The organism is Hansschlegelia beijingensis (genome assembly GCF_045505405.1).
Lineage (GTDB): Bacteria > Pseudomonadota > Alphaproteobacteria > Rhizobiales > Methylopilaceae > Methylopila > Methylopila beijingensis_A.
Window position 1 is genome coordinate 1 of record NZ_JBJKEX010000606.1, and the last position, 975, is coordinate 975.

Genomic DNA, 975 nt, shown 5'->3' on the forward strand with positions numbered 1-975 from the left:
CCGGTCCCGGACGACCCGCGGCTCGCGGTCCGCGCCTTCGGGCTCGACTTCCCCAATCCGGTCGGCCTCGCGGCGGGCTTCGACAAGGACGCCCGCGCGCCCGACGCGCTGCTCGGGCTCGGCTTCGGCTTCGTGGAGATCGGCTCCGTCACGCCCCGCCCGCAGCCCGGCAACCCCAAGCCGCGCCTGTTCCGGCTGACGCAGGACCGCGCGATCGTGAACCGCATGGGGTTCAACAACGAGGGCGCGGAGGCGGCCCGCAGCCGGCTGGCGGCGCGCGCCGGAAGACCCGGCCTGGTCGGCGTCAACATCGGCGCGAACAAGGACGCCGCGGACCGCATGGCGGATTATGTGGCGGGGGTGCGGACCTTCGCGCCCTACGCGTCCTTCTTCACCGTCAACATCTCTTCGCCGAACACGCCCGGCCTGCGCGACCTGCAGGCGCGCGCGGCGCTCGACGATCTGGTGGCGCGCGTCATCGCCGCGCGGGACGAGGCTGCGGCGGCCTCCGGCCGGCGCCCCGTCCTGCTGAAGATCGCCCCTGACCTCGACCTGCCCGGCCTCGACGACGTCGTCGCGGTGGCGCGCTCCCGCGGGCTCGACGGGCTGATCGTCTCCAACACCACGCTTGCCAGGCCTGCCTCGCTGCGCGATCCGGCCGCGAAGGAAGCCGGCGGCCTTTCGGGGGCGCCGCTGTTCCGCCGCTCCACCTGGATGCTCGCCGAGGCCTTCCTGCGCATGGAGGGCGCTATGCCGCTCGTCGGGGTCGGGGGGATCGCGTCGGGCGCCGACGCGCTCGCCAAGCTGCGCGCTGGCGCGACGCTGGTCGAACTCTACAGCGCGCTGGTGTTCGAGGGGCCCGGTCTGATCCAGGCCATCAAGACCGATCTGCTGGCGGCGCTGCCCTCCGCGGCGGGCTCGCTCGAGATGGATCTGCGACTGGAGGCGGCCGCGCTCTCCGAGATCGCCGAGAAC

1 protein-coding gene is annotated in these 975 nt (G+C 73.8%); it reads left to right on the forward strand.

Going from position 1 to position 975, the window contains the following annotated elements; genetic code table 11:
* Window positions 1-975, forward strand: a 975-nt coding sequence (locus ACIKT0_RS19045) for a quinone-dependent dihydroorotate dehydrogenase (protein ID WP_407106857.1), incomplete at both ends; no start/stop codon positions are given.